The sequence below is a fragment of the Aquibium sp. A9E412 genome (genome assembly GCF_030398335.1).
Lineage (GTDB): Bacteria > Pseudomonadota > Alphaproteobacteria > Rhizobiales > Rhizobiaceae > A9E412.
The window spans coordinates 1-15,886 of the sequence record NZ_JAOAOP010000080.1; the positions used below are offsets into that span (position 1 = coordinate 1).

Consider the following 15,886-nt stretch of genomic DNA (forward strand, 5'->3'; position numbering starts at 1 on the left):
ACAGGCGAAGACAGGACCGCCGGGAGAGAGTGTCAGCCCGCTCCCGGCGGCGAGGGTCGGATCGGAAGATCGCGGACCGTTTGACGGGTCGAGCTAGGACACAAACTCATAAACGGGTAGCGGTTTGCGTTGAAGAATGATTCAAGCTCCGGAAGGAGTTTGGCATGTCTCAACGCCGCTACGAGCTGACCGATTTCGAATGGTCGATCATCGAGCCCCTGCTTCCCAACAAGCCGCGCGGCGTGCCGCGGGTCGATGATCGCAAAGTGCTGAACGGCATTTACTGGCGTTTGAGGACGGGCTCGCCCTGGGCCGACATCCCGGAGCGCTACGGTCCCGCCACCACGTGCTACAATCGCTTCGTGCACTGGCGGAAGCTGGGCGTGTGGGACCGCATCTTCGAGGCGGTTTCGGCCGCCTATGACGGCGATCTTCAATCCGTCGATTCCTCATCCATCAAGGTCCACCAGCACGCCAGCAACGTCCGGCGCCCCAAAAAGGGGGCGCCCAAACCACCGGCCTGGCACGATCCGGCACCGTCTGCATGGGGCGTTCGCGAGGCGGACTGACCACCAAGATCCACGCTCTCGTCGATGCCACTGGCCTGCCGGTGAAGCTGAAGCTCACCGCCGGACAGGCCCATGACGGACGCAGCGCCGCTGACATGCTGGGCGGGATCGGTCCGGGCCAGGCGCTGTTGGCCGATGCCGCCTATGACAGTGACGCATTGCGTCGGCAGATGAAGGCGCAAGGCGGTTGGCTCTGCGCCAAGCCGGTGTCCCACCGCCGAGAAAAGCCGCCTTTCAGCCGCTGGCTCTACCGTTTCCGGAACGTCGTCGAGCGCTTCTTCAACCGCATCAAACACTGCCGCGCCATCGCCAAGCGGTACGAAAAGCACGACGACAACTATCTCGCACCCATCAAACTCGCAGCAATCCGCCTATGGATCGCAAATAATGAGTCCGTGTTCTAGCTGACATTGAGGAACCGGTCGTGGAAGATTACGTGATTGAGATTGACGTTGCTCCGGAATCCGAGCCAAGTCTAACGGATAAAAATTCCTTTAGATGGTAGATTCGGGCGGAGGGGGCTTGGCGCGACGACCGGGAAATACGCTTGAGAAGTGGGAAGTGGCGCTCGTCAAGGCGATGCTTGCGAAGAAATATGTGCCGCAAGACATCCAGGCGTACTTCTCCCGCCCGACCCGTTCCATCAACCATGCCCGAATATCGGAAATTCGGGACGGGACAAAGCATAACGCTATAAAGGCAGCATCCGACGCCGAACTGGATGCCTTTCTGGAAGCGTGGCCTAATGTTGATCCAGCGACCGGCCTACATCTGCAAGGGGACGAACTGCTGGTCAAAGCTCGTGAGGCGATGATCGCGGCAGTACATACGTTCAACAGCGCCGGGCTGCACTTCCGCGCCGAGCTGTTCATCGTCACGTCCATCATCGCATGGACCTACCTGCTGCACGCCTACTACAAGCGAGAAGGCGTCGATTACCGCTACAAAAAGGGTGGCGTGGTACAGAAAACGCCGAGCGGCGCCGATAAGTACTGGGAGCTAGGACAATGCCTTGCCCATGGAAAGTGCCCGCTCGATAAAGGCGTCATCAACAATCTGAACTTTCTCACAGAAATCCGCCACGAAATTGAGCATCGCTCGACCAATCGCATAGATGACGCGCTAAGCGCGAAGCTCCAAGCCTGCTGCATCAATTTCAACGATGCGATCAAACAGCTTTTCGGCAAAGAATTTGCGCTGGAGAAAAGGCTGCCGATCGCGCTCCAGTTTGTCACCTTCGACGGCGCACAACGCGCCGGATTGGTCGGTGCGGAATTGCCGTCACACATCGCTACGGCGATGGATAATTTTCAGGATGCTCTGACGGAGGACGAGCAGAGCGATCCGAAATTCCGTTACCGGGTCGCGTTCGTGCCGAAGGTATCAGGCAAAGCATCAAAATCTGATCTTGCTGTTGAGTTCATCAAACCGGGCTCACCAGAAGCGGAAGCCGTCGAACGCGTCCTCCTGAAAGAGGTTGAGCGTCCGAAATTTCGACCATCAGAGATCGTCGCGAAGGTCAGGGCTGCCGGATACCCTGCCTTCAATATGCACGACCACACCCTGCTGAAGCGGCAACTGGACGCCCGGACACCGGGCAAGGGCTTCGGCGTGATGATTGCCGGCACCTGGTACTGGTACGAGCATTGGTTCGACAAGGTGCTGGAGAAGCTGGCCGAAGGCTGGACCCGCCCCTGATAGGAGCCGGTACAACCGTAGCGGATTGCGCTTTCAGAATTTATATAGCGCCCGCAATGACATAGCCGTTCCCAGTTTTATCCTCTCCGGCGCGCCATCTCTCGATAAGCTCAGATAAGCTCAGGAAATGACTGCCCTGTTTTTAAAGGAAGAGTTCGAACTTCGTTCGAACGGGCGCACCACTCTGCATGTCCCCTGCCCGCACCCGCTGAGATTGTCGTCGGCAACGATCTGGGCGCTCGACGCTACGATCAGGCCGGAGAACGCTGCCTGCCGGCGATCCACGCTGCGATGTGACGGGAGTTCGTCAGACGATCAGCCTGGAGACGTCCCAGCCGCGGGCTTCCCATTTGCGTGCCGTGACCCTTGCGCGCCATGAGGACACGAGTCGCGATATCGCATACGCCGTGCCCAAGACGGTGAGCACCCACAAGACCATGAAGACGGGGTACGACTTGGGAACGTATTGCCAGATCGGCTCGATGGCGCCGGGCGCCGCGAACAGGGCAACGGTGACGAGCGCGCCCGATGCCCAGAAGGCGAACTTGGCCAATGACCGGATGTCGTCGATGTCGTTGGCGATCCCGCGCATGGCATTTGCGATCAGGTCCTCGAGCTCGTTGTCCGACAGTCTCTGCAAGGCCTCATCGCCTTCGCGCCGGATATAGTCCCGGTACGCGGCGACGCGGGAGACGATGCGATTTTCCCGCTCGAGCCTTGCCTGCGACCTGGCGACCGCCTTGTCCGAACCGATCAGCCCCGCCGCCAGCGAGAACACGACGATGACGGCGATGATCGCGACAATCCAGATCATTGTCCCGTGACTCCCGTTTCGGCGTCCAGCACCGCCGAATCCTGTTCGAACACCGGCCAGCCATCCGGTTCGGCCGGCACAGAGGGTCCGAAGATCGCGCTCGTACGGCTCGCGCCGTCAGGGAAACGCGCGGCGCGCCCTTGCGGTCGCCAGCGTCTTGCCGCGCGCATCGAGCGCCCGAACGGTGAACTGATAGGTGTGCCGGCTCGGCGGACACGGCCCCTTGTAGCGGAAGGCGCCATAGGACAGCGACGTCTGGCCGGCGTACTTCACGCGCCCGCCGCCGTGGTTGTAGTTCGGCGCGTCCAGGTCGGTCATGCGGATGTCGAGCTGGACGGTGCCGGCCGGAACCCCGCTCAGCGTCATCGGCGGCGAGTTGCGGTCGAAGCACTTCTTCGTCTGTCCCCACTGGAACGAGACGCCCATGTCGGCATGGGCGACCGAGACGGACAGACCAAGAATCGCGCAGACAACAGCCAATCGCATCTTTCCATATCCTCCCTGATCGCGCCGCGTTGGTCTTGTCATACTAGGCAGCGGTGTTCGTCGGGTCATCGCGGAAATCGGCAAAACCGGACATTGCGGAAAAAGCGGCGGCAATAAGCTAGCTCCGCGAATGGGATAGCTCTAATCTGCGACTGTGGGGCGCATGTCCGGGGGACTGACGTGAGCAAGATCAGGCCGTGGCACCACTATCAGGAGTGGCATGAGCTGCTCGATGCGATCTGCGTCGACCAGGGCCATCTCGACGACATGGAGCTGGCCAGCGCGCTGTCTGCGGCCTCCGGCAACGGAAAGAGCGCCGCCTACGAGGCGGCGCTGAAGAACCTGCGCAACTGGCGCGCCGGGGCCCACGTCCCTCGGCGGCGCAACTTCCTGCTGCTCACAAAGGTGCTGCGCGTCGATTCCTACGAAGGGTTGCGCGATCACTGGATCGGTCTTTACGGCCGATCGTCCGCGAAGGCGCGGGCCGACGGCACGACCACGCCGGCTGATGCCGGCGCGTCTGCCCTGGCGGCTGCCGGGCATGCAGTGTCGGAAATCGGTCGGCGTCGCGCAACGACATGGCTGTTCGCATCCATCGTCCCCCTTGCGGTCGTGGCGGCCGGGTCGGCCTATCTGTTGACGGGCGGCCTGGAGATCTCCGCGAAGGACATGCCGGCCGCAGAGGTCGAGTACCGTCCATCGACGACGGTCGGCGTCGGCGAGTCGGCGGTGGTGCACGGCGCGCGCGGCGTCTGCGGCAAGGCCCCGCCCGAGTGGGACAGCGTCGTGCAAGGATTGCCGGAGCTCGATATCGGCACGTGGTCGGATGGCGGCGTGGGTGTCCGCTACAGCCGCCGCTGCAACGGCTTCACGCCTGCGCGCGGTGTTGTCTTCACGGCGGTGCGCCCGGGCGAGGCGGTGTTCACGCTCTTTGGCGATCCCGTGGCGATCCGGGTCAAGTAGGCCGCTCGGCCACGACGATCGCGCGCGGCGGCAGCACGCCGTCGCGCGCCAGGGCGGCGGCCGCCTCGTCCGGCGCGGCGTAGACCGTCCCGCCGTCCGCCGGCGGCAGCGCGCAGGGCGCGTCGGAAAAGTTGACGCGCAGCGCCAGGCGGCGGCCGGACAGCGTCCAGTCGACGGCCACCGCGCCCTCTGCCACCGCGCGCACGCAGCCGGTGCCGCCGGCGCCGCCGGCCAGAAGCGGCACGACATGGGCGCGGCGCAGCGCCAGCAGGCGCTTCAGCCGCGCGGCGGCTTGCCGGCCGGCCGCGCTGTCGCGGCGGGCGGCGTCGAGCCGGCTGCGCGCAAAGGTGGCCGGCGCGTTCGGATCGGGGATCGTGTCGGTGTGGCCGGCGAAGGCGGCGAAGCCGGCGAACTCGCGCCGCCGGCCCTCGCGCACCGCATCGGCCAGCGCGCCGGCGAAATCGGTGAAGAACAGGAAGGGCCGCGTCTCGCCGTACTCCTCGCCCATGAAGAGCAGCGGAATGTGCGGCGACAGCACGAGCAGCGCCTGCCACAACGCCAGATGCTCGGGCGCGACCAGCGTCGTCAGCCGCTCGCCGAGCGCCCGGTTGCCGATTTGGTCGTGGTTCTGCAGGAAGTCGACGAAGGCCTCGGGCGGCAGGTGCCCCGAGGGCGCGCCGCGCGGCCGGCCGCCGCCATGCGGCGACGGCTCGCCCTGATAGGCGAAGCCCTCGGCGAGCACCCGCGCCAGCTTGCGCCACGGCGCCTCGGCGAAGTCGGCGTAGTAGCCGTCGGTCTCGCCGGTCGCCAGCCGGTGGGCGACGTTGTGGAAATCGTCGTTCCATTCGGCGGTGAACCAGCGCACGGCGCCGCCGGGGCCGCGCTCGTGCAGCCGGGTGATGTTGCGGTTGTCCTCGGTCGTCAGGTGGATGTGGCGGCCGGGCAGGTCGGCGCGCACGCGCTCGGCGATCTCGACCATCAGCTCGCGCTCCGACAGGTCGTCGACGATGTGGTCGATGGCGTCGAAGCGCAGCCCGTCGAACTGGAACTCCTCCAGCCAGTAGAGCGCGTTGTCGACGAAGAAGTCGCGCACCGGCCGCCGCTCGTAGGCGATGGCGGCGCCCCACGGGGTGTGGCGCTCGGGGTGGAAGAAGTCCGGCGCATAGGCGGCGATGTGGTTCCCCTCCGGCCCGAAGTGGTTGTAGACGACGTCGAGCAGCACCATCAGGCCGTGGTCGTGCGCCGCGTCGACCAGCGCCTTGAGCTCGTCGGGCGTGCCGTAGGCGGGGTGCGGCGCGTAGGGCAGCACCCCGTCGTAGCCCCAGCCGCGGCGGCCGGCGAACTGGGCGACCGGCATCAGTTCGAGCGCGGTGACGCCGAGATCGGCGAGCCCGGCCAGCCGCTCGCCGAGCGCGGCGAAGGTGCCGGCCTGCGTGGCGGTGCCGACATGCGCCTCGTAGAGCACCGCCTCGCGCCACGGCCGGCCGCGCCAGCCGGCGTTGCGCCAGCGATAGGCGCCGGGGTCGACGAGCACGGAGGGGCCGTGCACGTCGTCGGCCTGGGCGCGGGCCGCCGGGTCGGGCACGGCACGGCCGTCGGGCAGCACGAAGCGGTAGGTCTGGCCCGGCGCGGCACCCTCCGCCACGCCTTCGAACCAGCCGTCGGCATGGCGCCGCATGGCCGCCTGCCTGCCGTCATGCTCGAGGGCGAGCGCGTCGAGCCCCGGCGCCCACAGCCGGAAGCGCGCCTGCCCGTCGCGCCCGAGCCGCGCGCCCCAGGTGAGCGGCACCTGCCGGCCGGCCGGCGCGCTCACCCGCGCCGCTCCAGGAGCTGCAGCGAATGGCCGGCGACCACGGCCTCAGCACCGGCATGCTCGTGCGCATGGCTGGAGGCGAGCCCGCGGGCGCTGTCGACCAGGCGCCGCCAGTCGGCCTTCTCGCCGCCCGGCAGCGTGAAGGCGACGTCCGCCTCGCCCGCGTTGAGCAGCATCAGCACGGCGCCGTTGAGCCCGTTGAGAAGCTGGCCCAGCGTGCGCGTCGCCGGGTCTTCCCAGGTCTCCTCGCGCATGCGCTCGCCGTCGGCGCGCAGCCACACGACGTCGGCGTCGCCGTTCGGCCCCGGCCGGCCGTGCAGAAACCGCGTCTGGCGCAGCAGCGGGCGGCTGCGGCGGATGGCCACGAGGCCGCGCACGAAGTGCTGGAAGGCGGCCTCGCGCGGCTCGGGCTCGCGCCAGCTCAGCCAGTTGATCTCGCTGTCCTGGCAGTAGCCGTTGTTGTTGCCGTTCTGGCTGCGGCCGATCTCGTCGCCCATCAGCAGCATCGGCGTGCCCTGCGAGAACAGCAGCGTGGCGATCATCGCCCGGCGCACGCGGTCGCGGCGGTCGCGGATCGCCGGGTCGTCGGTCGGCCCCTCGACGCCCCAGTTGCGGCTGACATTGTGGTCGTGGCCGTCGCGGTTGTCCTCGCCGTTGGCCTCGTTGTGCTTGCGCTCGTAGCTGACCACGTCGGCGAGCGTGAAGCCGTCATGGGCGGTGACGAAGTTGACGCTCGCCCAGGGCCGCCGGCCGCGCCTCTCGAACACGTCGCTCGAGGCGAGCAGCTTGCCGGCGAGACGGCCGACCTGGCCCTCGTCGCCGCGCCAGAAGCTGCGCACCGTGTCGCGATACTGGTCGTTCCATTCGGCCCAGCCCGGCGGGTGGTTGCCGAGCTGGTAGCCGTCCGGCCCGGTGTCCCACGGCTCGGCGATCAGCTTGACGTCGGACAGCACCGGGTCCTGGCGCACCGCCTCGAAGAACACGGCGTTGTGGTCGAAGGCGGCGCGGTCGCGGCCGAGCGAGCTCGACAGGTCGAAGCGAAAGCCGTCGACGTGGCATTCCTGCACCCAGTAGCGCAGCGAATCCATCACCATCTGCAGCACCCGCTGGTTGCGCAGGTTCATCGTGTTGCCGGTGCCGGTGGTGTCGAAATAGAAGCGCGGGTCGTCGCCCAGCACGTAGTAGGAGGCGTTGTCGATGCCGCGGAACGACAGGGTCGGCCCCATCTCGTTGCCTTCGGCGGTGTGGTTGTAGACGACGTCGAGGATGACCTCGATGCCGGCCTCGTGCAGCCGGCGCACCATCAGCTTGAACTCGCGCAGGCCGGTGTAGCGCGGCGCCGGCGCGAAGAAGCCGATGGTGTTGTAGCCCCAGTAGTTGGCCAGCCCCCGCTCGACGAGATGGCGGTCGTCGTAGAAGGCCTGCACGGGCAGAAGCTCGATGGCGGTGACGCCGAGCCGGACCAGATGCTCGATGGTGCGCGGATCGGCCAGCCCCTCGAAGGTGCCGCGGCGGAACTGCGGCAGCGATTCGTTGAGCGCCGTCATGCCCTTCACATGCGCCTCGTAGATGATCGTCTCCGACCAGGGATGCGCCGGGCGCTGGTCGTTGCCCCAGGTCATCGCCGGGTCGACGACGACGCATTTCGGCATGACGAAGGCCGAGTTGCGCCGGCAGAACGACAGGTCGGCGCGCGGGTGGCCGACGCGGTAGCCGAACACCGCGTCGTGCCAGCGGATGTCGCCGCGCAGCTCCAGCGCATAGGGATCGAGCAGCAGCTTGTTGTGGTTGAAGCGGTGGCCCTCCTCCGGCGCGTAGGGGCCGTGCACGCGATAGCCGTAGAGCTGGCCGGGGCGCACGTCCGGCAGATAGCCGTGCCACACCTCGTGGGTGTATTCGGGCAGCGCCACGCGCTCCAGCTCGCGCCGGCCGGCCGAATCGAACAGGCAGAGCTCGACGCGCGTCGCGTTGGCCGAGAACAGCGCGAAGTTGACGCCCGAGCCGTCCCAATGGGCGCCGAGACGGGTGGGCGAGCCGGGCAGGAGCTGGCGCGAGCGGGCCATCGCGGCTACCGGTCGGGCACGAGGACGACGCTGCCGAGCGGCGGCAGGTCGAGCGCGACGGATTCGCCGCGGCCGTGCCAGGCGATCGCCTCGGCCGTCAGCGGCGCGTCGTTCGTCACGCCCGAGCCGCCGTAGGCCGCAGCATCGCTGTTGAGGATCTCGCGCCAGCGGCCGGCCTGCGGCACGCCGATGCGGTAGCCGTGCCGCGGCACCGGCGTCATGTTGCACACCACGACCGCCGGATCGGCGTCGCCGCGGCCGCGCCGCACGAAGGAGTAGACGCTGTGTTCCGCGTCGTTGGCCTCCAGCCATTCGAAGCCGGACGGCTCGCAATCGAGCTCGTGCAGCGCCGGCAGCGCGCGGTAGAGCCGGTTGAGCTCGCGCACCAGGTCCTGCACGCCGCGATGGGCCGGATCGTCGAGCAGGTGCCAGTCGAGCGCGCGGTCGTGGTCCCACTCGCGCTGCTGGGCGAACTCGCCGCCCATGAACAGCAGCTTCTTGCCGGGATGCGTCCACATGAAGGTGTAGTAGGCGCGCAGATTGGCGAACTGCTGCCAGCGGTCGCCCGGCATCTTGCCGAGCAGCGAGCCCTTGCCGTGCACCACCTCGTCATGGCTGAGCGGCAGCACGAAGTTCTCCGAATGGGCGTAGACCATGCCGAAGGTCATCTGGTGATGGTGATGCCGGCGATGGATCGGATCGTGGCGCATGTAGTCGAGCGTATCGTGCATCCAGCCCATGTTCCATTTGAAGTCGAAGCCGAGGCCGCCGTCCTCGGCGGCACGGGTGACGCCCGGCCAGGCGGTCGATTCCTCGGCGATGGTGAGCGCGCCGCGGTAGCGCTCGGCGACGCCGGCATTGGTGGTGCGCAGGAAGTCGACGGCGTCGAGGTTCTCGTTGCCGCCATAGCGGTTCGGAATCCAGTCGCCGGGCTCGCGCGAATAGTCGAGATAGAGCATCGAGGCGACCGCATCGACGCGCAACCCGTCGATGTGGAAGCGGTCGAGCCAGTAGAGCGCGCTGGCGCGCAGGAAGTTGGCCACCTCGACGCGGCCGAAATTGTAGATCAGCGTGTTCCAGTCGCGGTGGAAGCCGAGCCGCGGGTCCTCGTGCTCGTAGAGGGCGGTGCCGTCGAAGCGCGCCAGGCCGTGCGGGTCGGACGGGAAATGCGCCGGCACCCAGTCGACGAGCACGCCGATGCCGGCCCCGTGCAGCCGGTCGACGAAGCGGGCGAAGGCCTCGGGCGGGCCGAAGCGGCGCGTCGGCGCGAACAGGCCGATCGGCTGGTAGCCCCAGGAGCCGGAAAAGGGATGCTCGCTCACCGGCAGGAGCTCGACGTGGGTGAAGCCCATGTGACGCACGTAGTCGACGAGACGGTCGGCCAGCGTGTCGTAGTCGAGCATGGCGCCGGAGGCGTCGCGCTGCCAGCTTCCCAGGTGCACCTCGTAGACGGAGATCGGCGCGTCCCGGCTCTGCGCGGCCGCGCGGCGCTCCAGCCATGCGCCGTCGCCCCAGGCGTGCGCGGAATCGCCCGGCACCAGCGAGGCGGTCGCCGGCGGCGCCTCGTGCGCCTGGCCGACCGGGTCCGCCTTGAGCGGCAGCACGTCGCCGTGCACGCCGAGGATCTCGTACTTGTAGAGCGTTCCGGCCTCGAGGCCCGGCACGAACAGCTCCCACACGCCGGCGCCGTGGCGCTTGCGCATCGGGTGGCGCCGGCCGTCCCAGGCGTTGAAGTCGCCGACCACGCTGACGCGCCGCGCGTTGGGCGCCCACACGGCGAAGACCACGCCCGCGACCCCTTCGTGGGTGAGCGGATGGCTGCCGAGCCGGCGGTAGAGCTCGCGATGGCGCCCCTCGCCCATCAGGTGCTCGTCGAGCTCGCCGAGCACCGGGCCGAAGGCATAGGGGTCGTCGACGATCCACTCGCTGTCGCCGGCCGCCAGGGCCAGCCGGTAGGCGAAGCGCTCGCGCGTCTCCAGCACAGCAGAGAAGAAGCCTTCGGGATGGATGCGCTCGAGCTCGCAGACGCGGCGGTCGTCCGCCCTGGCGAGCAGCCAGACGCGCGCGGCCGGCGGCGCGAAGACATTGACGGCGACCGGCTCGTCGCCGCCGCCCTGCATGCCGAGCACGGCGAAGGGGTTGCCGTGCCGGCCGCGGACGATCGCCGGCACGTCGGTGGCTAGGCTGGCGGCGACCGGCGTCACGACGGGTCTCCCGCGGCCGCGACGAGGTCGAGCAGGCCGGCGATCGGGATGTCGACCCAGGCGGGCCGGTTGGCCAGTTCGTAGCGCACCTCATAGGCCGCCTTCTGGATCAGGAAGAGGTCGAGCAGCGCCCGCTCGAAGGCCGGATCGTCGGGGTGGGTGGGGCAGTCGCCGATCGTCTCGCGATAGGCGGCGAGGAAGGCGTCGCTCGCCGCGCGGCGCCAGGTCGCCACGCGCTCCGCGACCTGCTCGTCCTGGCCGGGCGGCAACTGACCGTGCTGGCGCAGCGCGGCCGCCGCCACGTAGTCGAGCGAGCGCAGCATGCCGGCGACGTCGCGCAGCGGCGACATCTTGGCGCGGCGCTCCTCGATGCCGCGGCGCGGCTCGCCCTCGAAGTCGATGACGTAGACATCGTCATGGGCGACGAGAAGCTGGCCGAGATGGTAGTCGCCATGGATGCGCGAGCGGCCGCCGGAGGGCGCATGGTCGAGGCAGGCGCCGAGCCGGCGGTCGAGCGCCTCGCGCGCCTCGAGCAGGCGTGCGGCGCGACCGGCGGCCGGCTCTTCCAGGCTGTCGGCGGTGGCGGCCAGCACATCGAGCATGGCGGCCGTCTCCGCGCGCGCGGCCGCGACCCAGCCCTCGACGTCGGCGCGCGTCAGCGGCTCGGCGGCGAAGGCGGGATCGTCCGTCGGCGCGGCAAGCGCCCGGTGCAGCTCGGCCGTGCGCCGGCCGATCAGCGACCCGACCATCAATTCGCGCGGGAAGGCGTCCTTCTGCGCCTCGGCCTCCGCCTCGGAGGCGTAGGGCACGCCGAGATCGGCGCCCTCGACGTCGCGCTGCAGCGCCGAAAGCACCGCCTCCCAGGCGTCGCCCTGGTTGGCGACGAAGGCGAAGGCGGTGGCCAGCACGGTCTCCGGTCCGTCGGCCGGGCGGTGGACGATGGCGCCGTGATAGGCCGGCATGTTGGCGAAACCGGTCTCGTTGGTGAGAAAGCGGGCCATCTCGACCTCGGGCTGCGGCCCGGAGCGCAGCCGCCGGTAGACCTTGAGCACCAGGCTGTCGCCGAAGACGATCGACACGTTGCTCTGCTCGACGGCGACCGGGCGCGGCTCGCCGGCGCGCTCGAACACGGCCGGCTCGGCGTTGCGCTCGAAGACGACCGCGCCGTCATCGGCGGCGATCCGCGCGCCGCCGGCCAGGCCGTCGAGCAGCGCCTGCGCCAGATCGGGATCGAAGGCGCCGTCGACCAGCGCGCCGACACGCGGGCCGCGCCGCAGCTTGGCCAGCGTGTAGGACAGCGTCGGCGCGCCGAAGGCGATGTTCTCCTCGCCCCAGCGCGCGGCGAGCGGCAGGAAGTAGCGCTGCGTCTCGTCGGAAAAGCGCACGTCGCACACGGCGAGCGTGAAGCGCCCCTCGCCCATCTCGGCCAGCGGCCTGAGGCGCGCCTCGGCGATCGCGCGGTCCTTGGCCGCGAACCAGCGCTGGAGCTGCAGGAAGCGCGGCAGGCTGTCGTCTTCGAGCTGGCGCCCCTCGCGCCCGGTCAACGCCGTGGCGACGCGGCCGTCGCGCGCGGTCAGCGTGATGAACTCCGGCAGCACGTCGGGCATCTGCTGGTGCCAGGACGGCGCCTCGGTCTCGTCGGCGAGCAGGAACCAGTAGAAGCCGAAGGCCGGCAGCGTGATCATGTAGGGCAGGTCGCCGATCGGCGGAAACGGCGTGCGGCCGGTCAGCTCGAGCGGCACCATGCCCTTCCATTCCGACAGGTCGAGCTCGACGGCCTGGGCCGAGCGGGCGAGATTGACCACGCACAGGATGCGGTCGCCCTCGTGCTCGCGCACATAGGCGAGGATCTTGCGGTTGCGCGGGTAGAGGATCTTGAAGCCGCCGCGGCCGAAGGCGGGGTGCTGCTTGCGCACGGCGATCAGCCGGCGCATCCAGTTGAGCAGCGACGAGGGGTCCTCGATCTGGCTCTCGGCGTTGACCGCCTGGAAGCCGTAGATCGGGTCGAGGATCACCGGCAGGTAGAGCTGCTGCGGATTGGCGCGCGAGAAGCCGGCATTGAGGTCGGGCGACCACTGCATGGGCGTGCGCACGCCGTCGCGGTCGCCGAGATAGTAGTTGTCGCCCATGCCGAGCTCGTCGCCGTAATAGACGATCGGCGTGCCCGGCATCGACATCAGCAGCGAGTTCATCAGCTCGATCTTGCGCCGGTCGTTCTGCATCAGCGGGGCGAGCCGGCGGCGGATGCCGAGATTGATGCGGGCGCGCGAGTCCTCGGCATAGGTGCGCCACAGATAGTCTCGCTCCCGGTCGGTGACCATCTCGAGCGTCAGCTCGTCGTGGTTGCGCAGGAAGATGCCCCACTGGCAGCCGTCGGGTATGTCCGGCGTCTGGCGCATGATGTCGGTGATCGGGTGCCGGTCCTCCTGCGCCAGCGCCATGTACATGCGCGGCATCAGCGGGAAGTGGAAGCCCATATGGCACTCGTCGCCGTCGCCGAAATAGGGCCGCGTGTCCTCCGGCCACTGGTTGGCCTCGGCGAGCAGCATGCGGTCGTCGTAATGGGCGTCGAGCTCGGCGCGGATCTGCTTCAGCACCTCGTGCGTCTCGGGCAGGTTCTCGTTGTTGGTGCCCTCGCGCTCGACGAGATAGGGGATGGCGTCGAGACGCAGGCCGTCGACGCCCATGTCGAGCCAGTAGCGCATCACCTTGAGCACTTCCTTGAGCACGCGCGGATTGTCGAAGTTGAGATCGGGCTGGTGCGAGTAGAAGCGGTGCCAGAAGAAGGCGCCGGCGACCGGGTCCCACGTCCAGTTCGACGTCTCGGTGTCGAGGAAGATGATGCGCGTGCCGGAGTACCTGGTGTCGGTGTCGCTCCACACGTAGAAATCGCGCGCCGCCGAGCCGGGCCTGGCCCGGCGGGCGCGCTGGAACCAGGGGTGCTGGTCGGAGGTGTGGTTGATGACCAGCTCGGTGATGACGCGCAGGCCGCGCCGGTGCGCTTCGGCGACGAAGGCCCGGAAGTCGCGCATCCGGCCGTAGGCGGGGTTGATCGAGCGGTAGTCGGCGATGTCGTAGCCGTCGTCGCGCAGCGGCGAGGGATAGAACGGCAGCAGCCAGATCGCGGTGACGCCGAGCTCCTGGATGTAGTCGAGGCGCCGCATCAGGCCGGCGAAGTCGCCCACCCCGTCATTGTTGCCGTCCTGGAAGGCCTTGACGTGAAGCTGGTAGACGATGGCGTCGCGGTACCAGTCGGTCTGGCTGCGATCGATGATGCCGTCGGCGCGCGGGCGAAGCCGGGTCATCGCGGCGCCCCCGGCGGGATCAGCCGCCAGACCGCGTAGGGGCGCTCGTTCGGATCGAGCCTCAGCCGGTGGTTCTTGCCGTGCCAGGTGAAGTGGTTGCCGTGGATCATGTCCTGCACCTCGATGGAGGCGTCGTCGGGCAGGCCGAACTCCCACAGCGGCACCTCGAAATCGAACTCGTGCGGCGCGTGCGGGTCGAGCAGCACGTGGAACAAGAGATGGTCGTCGGCGTGCGGCTCGCTCTTGCCGTAGTAGAGCACCGCGTCGTCCCAGGCGTTGTGGAAGGCGAGCGACGAGAAGGCGCGCAGCGCCGGGTGGTTGCGGCGCAGCGCGTTGACGAAGCGGATGTCGTCCTTGATGTGGCCCGGCCGGTCGAAGTCCCAGCTCCTGAGCTGGTACTTCTCGGAGTTCAGATACTCCTCCTTGCCCGGCACCGGCGCGGCCTCGCAGATCTCGAAGCCGTTGTAGATGCCGTAGCTGCCGGCCAGCGTGGCGGCGAGCATCAGCCGCACGCGGAAGCCCGGCCGGCCGCTCGTCTGCAGATAGAGCGGATTGATGTCGGGCGTGTTGGCGAAGAAGTTCGGCCGCATGTAGTGGCGGCACTGCTGCTGCGTCAGCTCCGTCAGATAGTCCTCGATCTCGCGCTTCTCGTTGCGCCAGGTGAAGTAGCTGTAGGACTGGTTGAAGCCGAGCTTGGCGAGCCGCTTCATCACCTTCGGCCGGGTGAAGGCCTCCGACAGGAAGATCGCCTCCGGGTGCTTCGCCCGCACCTCGCCGATCATCCATTCCCAGAAGGGAAACGGCTTGGTGTGCGGGTTGTCGACGCGGAAGATCGTGACGCCGTGGCGGATCCAGAACAGCACCACGTCGCGCAGCGCATGCCACAGGCCGGGAATGGCGTCGCGGTAGAAGTGGACGTTGACGATGTCCTCGTACTTCTTCGGCGGGTTCTCGGCGAACTTGATGGTGCCGTCCGGCCGCCAGTCGAACCACTCGGGATGCTCTTTGATCCACGGGTGGTCGGGCGAGCACTGGATGGCGAAGTCGAGCGCGATCTCAAGCCCGTGGCCGCGGGCCGCCTCGAGCAGGCGGGCGAAGTCGTCGAAGCTGCCGAGCTCGGGATGGATGGCGTCGTGGCCGCCCTCCGGCGAGCCGATCGCATAGGGGCTGCCCGGATCGTCCGGCCCGGCCGTCAGGCTGTTGTTCGGTCCCTTGCGGTTGGTGCGGCCGATCGGATGGATGGGCGGGAAGTAGAGCACGTCGAAGCCGAGGTCGCGCACATAGGGCAGCGCCTCGATGACGTCGTCGAAGGTGCCGTGCCGGCCGGCCGGCCCCTGCGAGCGCGGCATCATCTCGTACCAGGCGCCGAAGCCGGCCAGCGGCCGGTCGACGTCGACGGCGACGGTGCGCGGGAAGACGGTCTCGTTGGTGCGCGGGCCGGCGCGGCGCAGCAGCGCCAGCGTCGCCGGATCGAGCAACCGGCGCAGCTTGTCCTCCGGATCGCGGCGCGCGCGCAGCTCCTTGCGGAGCTGGCGCAGGGCGCTGCGGTCGGCCTTGTCGGGCGCCGCGTCGGCCTCGACCGCGGCGTCGACCAGGCGCTCGCCCTCCACCGTCTCCAGCTCGACGGCCTGGCCGGCCGCGCGCTTCTTCAGCGTGTCGCCGTGCCAGGTGGCGAACTGGTCGCGCCAGCCGGAAAACCGCAGCTCGTGGCGACCGAGCTCGCCGAAGACGATCTCCGCCATCCAGCGGTCGTTCTCCACCAGCACCATCGGCACCTCGTGCCAGCGCCGCGCGCCGGCCGGGCGCCAGCCAAGCGCCGCGGCGATCACCTCGTGGCCGTCGCAGAAGATGTCGGCCTCGATGCGGGCGCGCTCGCCGGTCACCGCCTTGGCGGGGAAGCGGCCGCCGTCGATGTCATGCGAGATGCCCTCGATGGCGAGCCGGCTCGCCGCCAGCGCGAACAGCCGCTCG

9 protein-coding genes and 1 pseudogene are annotated in these 15,886 nt (G+C 68.6%); 3 read left to right on the plus strand and 7 right to left on the minus strand.

Features of this window, described 5'->3' with window-relative positions:
* Positions 1-164 precede the first annotated feature (164 nt).
* Both N1F89_RS18555 and N1F89_RS18560 read left to right on the plus strand, forming a co-directional pair.
* Positions 165-973 (plus strand): annotated as a pseudogene (locus tag N1F89_RS18555) (IS5 family transposase).
* A 157-nt stretch (positions 974-1,130) separates the two neighbouring features.
* Positions 1,131-2,267 carry a DUF3644 domain-containing protein gene (locus N1F89_RS18560; RefSeq protein ID WP_290085907.1) on the plus strand — a complete coding sequence of 379 codons (1,137 nt, stop codon included), beginning with the start codon at positions 1,131-1,133 and terminating at the stop codon, positions 2,265-2,267.
* Between the two features lie 307 nt (positions 2,268-2,574).
* Here N1F89_RS18560 and N1F89_RS18565 read toward each other — a convergent pair whose 3' ends face one another.
* Entirely contained in the window at positions 2,575-3,081 is a 507-nt protein-coding gene (locus N1F89_RS18565) for a hypothetical protein (protein WP_290085908.1), read from the minus strand.
* A 117-nt stretch (positions 3,082-3,198) separates the two neighbouring features.
* Positions 3,199-3,567 (minus strand): phospholipid-binding protein, encoded by a 369-nt coding sequence (locus N1F89_RS18570; RefSeq protein WP_290085909.1) that lies wholly within the window; start codon positions 3,565-3,567, stop codon positions 3,199-3,201.
* 180 nt (positions 3,568-3,747) lie between these two features.
* Here N1F89_RS18570 and N1F89_RS18575 point away from each other — a divergent pair, with 180 nt between their 5' ends.
* Complete coding sequence (locus tag N1F89_RS18575) at positions 3,748-4,530, plus strand: hypothetical protein (RefSeq protein WP_290085910.1); 783 nt, start codon at positions 3,748-3,750, stop codon at positions 4,528-4,530.
* On the opposite strand, the gene treZ is transcribed toward N1F89_RS18575, so the two are convergent.
* From treZ to N1F89_RS18600, 5 genes are all read right to left on the minus strand, one after another.
* Positions 4,523-6,343: a malto-oligosyltrehalose trehalohydrolase gene (gene treZ, locus N1F89_RS18580; protein ID WP_290085911.1), complete on the minus strand. Its 1,821-nt coding sequence runs from the start codon at positions 6,341-6,343 to the stop codon at positions 4,523-4,525. The two genes, N1F89_RS18575 and treZ, sit on opposite strands and share 8 nt — an antisense overlap.
* The gene (gene glgX, locus N1F89_RS18585; protein ID WP_290085912.1) at positions 6,340-8,406 is read right to left on the minus strand and encodes a glycogen debranching protein GlgX; all 2,067 of its coding nucleotides are present in this window, start codon (positions 8,404-8,406) and stop codon (positions 6,340-6,342) included. Before glgX ends, treZ begins: the two co-directional genes overlap by 4 nt.
* Before the next feature lie 5 nt (positions 8,407-8,411).
* Entirely contained in the window at positions 8,412-10,610 is a 2,199-nt protein-coding gene (gene glgB / locus N1F89_RS18590; protein WP_290085913.1) for a 1,4-alpha-glucan branching protein GlgB, read from the minus strand.
* A complete protein-coding gene (gene treS, locus N1F89_RS18595) occupies positions 10,607-13,885 on the minus strand; it encodes a maltose alpha-D-glucosyltransferase (RefSeq protein ID WP_290085914.1) in 3,279 nt (1,092 codons plus the stop codon). The genes glgB and treS overlap by 4 nt, the downstream gene beginning before the upstream one ends.
* A gap of 26 nt (positions 13,886-13,911) precedes the next feature.
* A partial coding sequence (locus N1F89_RS18600) for an alpha-1,4-glucan--maltose-1-phosphate maltosyltransferase (protein WP_354670337.1) occupies positions 13,912-15,886 on the minus strand: 1,975 nt, incomplete at its 5' end.

Bases quoted from the DNA above. Each gene is read 5' to 3' on its own strand.
- N1F89_RS18565 (WP_290085908.1), bottom strand. From the start codon at position 3,081: ATGATCTGGATTGTCGCGATCATCGCCGTCATCGTCGTGTTCTCGCTG.
- N1F89_RS18570 (WP_290085909.1), bottom strand. From the start codon at position 3,567: ATGCGATTGGCTGTTGTCTGCGCGATTCTTGGTCTGTCCGTCTCGGTC.
- glgX (WP_290085912.1), bottom strand. From the start codon at position 8,406: ATGGCCCGCTCGCGCCAGCTCCTGCCCGGCTCGCCCACCCGTCTCGGC.